Annotated in this window: 7 protein-coding genes; 4 read left to right on the top strand and 3 right to left on the bottom strand. The window is 62.0% G+C overall.

The window, feature by feature from the left end; translation table 11 throughout:
- Positions 1 to 323: 323 nt before the first annotated feature.
- Positions 324 to 671 (bottom strand): helix-turn-helix domain-containing protein, encoded by a 348-nt coding sequence (locus AC5DC2_RS17770; protein WP_152534421.1) that lies wholly within the window; start codon positions 669 to 671, stop codon positions 324 to 326.
- 365 nt (positions 672 to 1,036) lie between these two features.
- Between AC5DC2_RS17770 and AC5DC2_RS17765 the strand changes: the two genes are divergently transcribed.
- The 3 genes from AC5DC2_RS17765 to AC5DC2_RS17755 all read left to right on the top strand — a co-directional run bounded on the left by AC5DC2_RS17765 (position 1,037) and on the right by AC5DC2_RS17755 (position 4,215).
- Positions 1,037 to 2,806 carry a sugar phosphorylase gene (locus tag AC5DC2_RS17765; protein WP_491699436.1) on the top strand — a complete coding sequence of 590 codons (1,770 nt, stop codon included), beginning with the start codon at positions 1,037 to 1,039 and terminating at the stop codon, positions 2,804 to 2,806.
- A 148-nt stretch (positions 2,807 to 2,954) separates the two neighbouring features.
- Entirely contained in the window at positions 2,955 to 3,842 is an 888-nt protein-coding gene (locus tag AC5DC2_RS17760; protein ID WP_491699435.1) for an MBL fold metallo-hydrolase, read from the top strand.
- 37 nt (positions 3,843 to 3,879) lie between these two features.
- Entirely contained in the window at positions 3,880 to 4,215 is a 336-nt protein-coding gene (locus AC5DC2_RS17755; RefSeq protein WP_024706283.1) for a protein tyrosine phosphatase family protein, read from the top strand.
- A 5-nt stretch (positions 4,216 to 4,220) separates the two neighbouring features.
- On the opposite strand, the gene moeB is transcribed toward AC5DC2_RS17755, so the two are convergent.
- Entirely contained in the window at positions 4,221 to 4,982 is a 762-nt protein-coding gene (gene moeB / locus AC5DC2_RS17750; RefSeq protein WP_491699434.1) for a molybdopterin-synthase adenylyltransferase MoeB, read from the bottom strand.
- A 64-nt stretch (positions 4,983 to 5,046) separates the two neighbouring features.
- Positions 5,047 to 5,673: a class I SAM-dependent methyltransferase gene (locus tag AC5DC2_RS17745; protein ID WP_491699433.1), complete on the bottom strand. Its 627-nt coding sequence runs from the start codon at positions 5,671 to 5,673 to the stop codon at positions 5,047 to 5,049.
- A 134-nt stretch (positions 5,674 to 5,807) separates the two neighbouring features.
- Between AC5DC2_RS17745 and AC5DC2_RS17740 the strand changes: the two genes are divergently transcribed.
- A partial coding sequence (locus AC5DC2_RS17740; RefSeq protein WP_491699432.1) for a LysR family transcriptional regulator occupies positions 5,808 to 6,160 on the top strand: 353 nt, incomplete at its 3' end.

Raw genomic sequence — 6,160 nt, 5'->3', positions numbered from 1 at the left:
AACCACGGACACGCGGATTTTCAATCCGCTGCTCTACCAACTGAGCTATCTGGGCAGGGGCCCAAGGTTCAAAGAAGGGCCGCCTTTTGCGGGCCGTCGGCCCGCGAATGAGCGCGTTTATAGCATCTTGTTTTTTCAAGTCCAGCGGCATTTTTCCGTTTTTTCAAGAAAATTTCGCGTTCTCTTCCCGCTCTCCGCTGGCCGCCGTCCGGAAGGGAAAACGTCCGCCGACCCGTCGACATGAGGGCGGGAGGCCAGTCCGTCCGAAGCCTCCGCGGGCTCCCGCGCGGGTCACAATGCCCGACAGGCAGCCGCCGCCTGCCTCAGCCGGCCGATTGAAAGGGGCGCGAGCCGGACAGTTCTTCCGCAAGCAGGATCACCTCGCCGAGCCGGGGATGGGCAAGTTCATAGATTGTCTCGCCGCCGTGCCGCAGCTTCAGGATCAACCCCTGGCCGGCGAGCGAAGCCATGGCGGCCGCAACCTCGATGAGGGAGAGCCCGGTCCTCCGGCAGATCTCGATCCGGCTCAGCCCGCCCGCTTCCAGCGCCCTGGCAATCCGGATACGCTCGGTTCCGGCAAGCGCGGCAAGGGCGCCGGCATGCGAGATGAGACGCGGGTCGAGGGCCTGGCGCCCCTGAAAAAAAGGTATACTCTCGAACGAACTGCTCACAATCAGCCTTAATATCATATATTATGAATATAAATTCTAAATTTATATTCTAAAATCTGATCTTTTTCTAACGTATCCGAAATAATATGCTTCATGTACTAGCACAAATGCAAGTCGTTTGAAAGCGTTCGTTTCCGCCGGCGCGGCCGGGTTCGCGCTTCGGCGACGCCGTTCGGCGGCACAACGCGTCGCCGAGGGGCGGAAAATTGCCGGGCACGCGCTTCCTCTTGGCGGTCCTGCGCGCATCCGCGCGCATGCGGTGCTGCAATAAAAGCCGGCCGGGAAAGCGCGGTTTTGTCCCCGATAGGCAATTGCCAATCAAAACCGACATGCTAACCTTGGCGTGTGGGGAAAGAAGGACAAGAATGACGACAGTTTCTGAGACGCCGCAAAAGGCCATGGTGATTTCCAGGCGGCTGCGGGAAAGCATCCGGCTTCATCTGGAGAGCATCTATCCGGAAAAGGATTCCCGCGCGCTGACGCGGCAGGTGCTCGAGGCCTACTGGGGCGATGGCGTCGTCCCGCGCAAACGCGGCCGCGTGGCCGGCAACAACATGTGGAGCGCCGACAACGCCTATGTGATCACCTACGGAAATTCGATCATCGACGGCGAGCACAAGCCGCTGTCGCTGCTGCAGGATTTTCTCACCGAAAACCTGAAGGGCGTGATCAAGGGCGTGCACATCCTGCCCTATTTTCCCTACACGTCCGATGACGGCTTTGCCATAACCGATTATCGCGCGGTGGATTCCGGCCTCGGCGGCTGGGAGGATATCGAACGCATCGGCCGCGAGTTCCGGCTGATGTCGGATCTGGTGCTCAACCACTGTTCCAGCCAGAGCAACTGGTTCAACGAGTTCCGCATGGGCCACGAACCCTACAGGGACTTTTTCTTCACCGCATCCCCGGAAGATGATCTCTCGTCCGTGGTTCGCCCGCGCGCGCATCCGCTGCTGCGCAAGGTGGAAACCGCCGACGGAGAGAAGCATGTGTGGTGCACTTTCAGCCACGACCAGGTGGATTTCGACTTCTCCAATCCGGAGGTCCTGCTCGAGTTCCTGCGCATCATGCGCTTCCATATCAATCGCGGCGTGCGCACGATCAGGCTCGATGCCTGCGCCTTCATCTGGAAGGAGGTCGGCACCTCCTGCATCCATTTGCCGCAAACCCACGAGATCATCCGGCTGATGCGGGTGCTCGCCGACTACAGCGAGGAAAGCATCGTCCTCATCACCGAGACCAATGTGCCGAATGTCGAAAACCTCAGCTATTTCGGCAACCGCAACGAAGCGCACATGATCTACAATTTCTCGCTGCCGCCGCTGATCGTGCATGCGCTGATGACGGGAACATCGCAGTTTCTCAATGCCTGGCAGATGGCGATGCCGCCGGCGCAGATGGGCTGCGCCTATTTCAACTTCACCGCGTCGCATGACGGCATCGGCCTCAGGCCCGCCGAAAGCCTGCTCTCCGACGAGGCGATCGGTGAGATGGTCGAGACGGTGAAGAGCTTTGGCGGCAGGGTTTCCATGCGCCAGCTTTCCGACGGCTCGATGCGGCCTTACGAGATGAATGTCTCGCTGTTCGACGCGCTGAAAGGCACGGTGAAGGGCGAGGATGAACACAACATCGCCCGCTTCCTCTGCAGCCAGACGATCGCCATGGCGCTGGAAGGCATTCCCGCCTTCTACATCCACTCGCTGCTGTCGACCAGCAATGACTATGAGGGCGTGGAGAAATCCGGCCATAACCGGGCGATCAACCGCCACCGCTGGAACTATGACGCGCTGCAGGAAGCCCTTGCCGACGAGACCACGCAGCACGCCAAGGTGTTCAATGCCATGCGCGAACTGATCGGCATCCGCACGCGGCAGCCGGCCTTCCACCCGAACGCAACGCAGTTCACCCTGCATCTCGGCGAGAAACTGTTCGGTTTCTGGCGACAGAGCGTCGACCGCACCCAGAGCATTTTCGCGATCAACAACGTGACCGACGAGACGCTCGAAATCCCGGCCATGGCGCTCAATCTCATCGGCGGCGAACGCTGGATCGATCTGATCTCCGGTGAGACGGTCGACGAGGCCAGGATCGGTTTCGCGCCCTACCAGTGCCGGTGGATCACCAACCGCGCCTGACCGACCGTGGTCCGGGCCTGTCTTCCCTGTCGAAAGATCCGATGCAAGTCGATCGGTCGCGATCGCATCTGCCATAATAAATTCATATTTGCGTAGATACGAACTGTGCGCTAATAGTTTGCCGCACCAAACCCGAGGAGGCCCCGAGATGACCCTGCCCTTTACGCCCGCGCCCGACCTCAAACCGGAGGTTCACGGGTTCTTCGATCCGGCTACCAATACGATCTCCTATATCGTGCGCGATCCGGGATCGGACGCCTGCGCCGTGATCGACAGCGTCATGGACATCGACTACGCGGCAGGACGCATCACCCACGAGAGCGCCGACCGGATGGTCGCAATGATCCGCGAGAAGGGCTGGCGGCTTGAGTGGCTGATCGAAACCCATGTTCATGCCGACCATCTGTCGGCCGCGCCCTACATCCAGGAGAAGCTCGGCGGCCGCATCGGCATCGGCGAGAATATCGTGATCGTCCAGGACGCGTTCGGCAAGGTCTTCAACGAGGGCACGGAATTCGAGCGCGACGGCTCGCAGTTCGACCGGTTGTTTACCGATGGCGACAGCTACGAGATCGGCGGCATGACGGCGCATGTGATGCACACGCCCGGCCACACGCCCGCCTGCATGACCCATGTGATCGGCGACGCGGCCTTTGTCGGCGATACGCTGTTCATGCCGGACGGCGGCTCCGCGCGCGCCGATTTCCCCGGCGGCGATGCCCGTACGCTTTACCGCTCCACCAAGCGCGTCCTCGAACTGCCGGAGGAAACGCGCCTGTTCATGTGCCATGACTACGGCCCGAACGGTCGCGACATCGCGTGGGAAACCACTGTCGGCGAGGAGCGTCGCCACAACATTCACCTGCATGACGGCATCAGCGAGGATGAATTCGTGGAGATGCGCGAAAAGCGCGACGCCACGCTTTCCATGCCGCGGCTGATCCTGCCCTCCCTGCAGGTGAATATGCGCGCCGGCGCCGTGCCCAGGGACAAGGACGGCCGGCTGATGCTGAAAGTGCCGGTCAACGCGCTCTGAAGCGCCGACCACCCCATCCGAAATCAGGAAAACACGCATGCATACCCGTGCAATCAACAACAACTACCACGTGGCCGGCCAGTTGAAGGCCGGGGACATGCCGGAAGCGGCGAAGGCGGGCTTTGCCGCCGTCATCTGCATGCGGCCCGACGGCGAGGGCTTTTTCCAGCCGAAATATGCCGAGATCGAAGCCGCCGCGAAGGAAGCCGGCATTGCCTGCTACTATGTGCCGGTCGGCGGCGGCCACCAACCGATCACCCAGGCATCGAAACTGAAGCAGATCCTGAAAGAGACCGAGGGACCGGTGCTGGCCTTCTGTGCCTCCGGCGGGCGCTGCGTCAGCCTCTACCAGCTTGCCCTGCAGGCCGGCTGACCGCCTCACCCCCTCCGGGCATAGGCGATGGTCTCGAAACGGGCGGAAAGCCCGTCATAGAGAAGAAGCCTGCCGATCAACGGCTCGCCCGCTCCGGTGACGAGCTTGATCACCTCCATCGCCATCAGCGTGCCGATGACGCCGGTGACGGGACCGACAATCCCCGCCTCGGCGCAGGACGGCACAAAGCCTTCGGGCGGACGCTTGGGATAGAGGTCGCGGTAGCGCGGATTGGCCTTGCCGCCCGCTCCGTGCGCATAGGGCTTCAGCACCGTCAGCGACCCGTCGAAGCGCCCCACGGCGCCGGTCACCAGCGGCACCTCCGCCCGCTCGGCCGCGTCGGCGGCCATATAGCGGGTGTCGAAATTGTCCGAGCCATCGACCAGAAGGTCGAAGCCTGAAAGCACGTCGCCGATCGTGCCGGCATCCAGCCGTTCGTGAAACCGGCGACAGACCACATGCGGGTTGATGCGGGCGATCGCCCGGGCGGCGCTCTCCGTCTTCGCCGCGCCGACAGCGCCGGTGTCGTGAATGATCTGGCGCTGCAGGTTGGAGAGGCTGACGCCGTCATCATCGGCGATGCCGAGCGTGCCGATTCCGGCGGCGGCGAGATAGGACAGGATGGGGCTGCCGAGCCCGCCGGCGCCGATCACCAGCACCCGGGCGCGTTTCAACGCCTGCTGGCCCGCGCCGCCGATCTCCGGCAGCACGATGTGGCGGGCGTAACGGTCGATTTCTTCGGGTGAAAAGGCTTGGCTGTCGGTCATGGGCGCGTTGTAGCATGGGAAACCGGCAAAATCCGCGAAAATCTATGCCGCGCTCCTGTCCGCCTCAAGGCGCCCGGGTCGCGACCAGAAACGTCGCCTTGTTCTTGCCGGGGCACCACTGGTGGACAACGGAGAACCCGGCGCGGGCCATTTCGTTGATCAGCCCTTCCTGGGTGAAGCTGCCAACGTAAGGCGCCTTGCCGACCATCTGCATCACCGGGAGCGCCGCACGGATATACCAGGAGAAGTCGCGGAGACAGGCGGTGGAGGAAATGAAAACGCCGCCGGGCTTCAGCATGGCGTGAACTTTTTCAAGCACCCGTTCGCGCTCTTCCAGCAGATGCAGCAGCGAATGGGCCATCACCGCATCATAAAGCCCGTCTGAGCCATTCATCGCGGTCACATCACCCTGGCGAAAGTGAACATTGGTGACCGCGGCATCCTCAGCCTTCCGTTTTGCAATCGCGATCATGGTGTCGGAAAGGTCAAAGGCGTCGATCCGGGCGACGGCGGGCGCGTGATAAAGCGCGGTCGAGCCCGTGCCGCAACCGATCTCCAGCACCCGCATGTCCGGATGGAAATACTCGCGCGTGATGTCGAGCTTGATCTGGTAGGATTGCGGATCGGCGACCGGGTCGCGGGAGTACTTGTCCGCGATCTTGTCCCAGAACTTTTTCTTGTCGGCTGCCATTGTCGGGCTCCTGCATAGCGTGTTGCGGCGCGGTTCAATTTGCAGCTGAACCGCCGTGATGTTGACCGCAGTGATAGAGACTTTCAGACTATGCGGGAATTGCCTAAATTCCTTGAGCTGTTATACGCAGATGGATGATATGGGACGCTGTCAGATATGACTGGAACCAGGTTCGCGCCTTTCTGGCGACGGCCGAGGAAGGCTCGTTGTCGGCAGCTGCCCGCGCGCTCAAGGTCACCCAGCCGACACTGAGCCGCCAGGTGGCGGGCCTTGAGGAAAGCCTCGGCGTGACGCTGTTCGAGCGCGGCACCCGTTCGATGACGCTGACGGCGGCCGGACGCCAGCTTCTCGGCCACGCGCGGGACATGAACAATGCCGCCAACAGTATTTCCCTTGCCGCCTCCGGCCATTCCCAGGCCGTGGAGGGCGAGGTTTGCATTGCCGCAACGAACGCGATGGCCACCTATCATCTGCCGGGCGTGGTCGC

This window comes from Martelella sp. (assembly GCF_984369615.1).
Note: the sequence above shows the minus strand (reverse complement) of the source record. Positions and strands in the feature narration are given on the sequence as shown.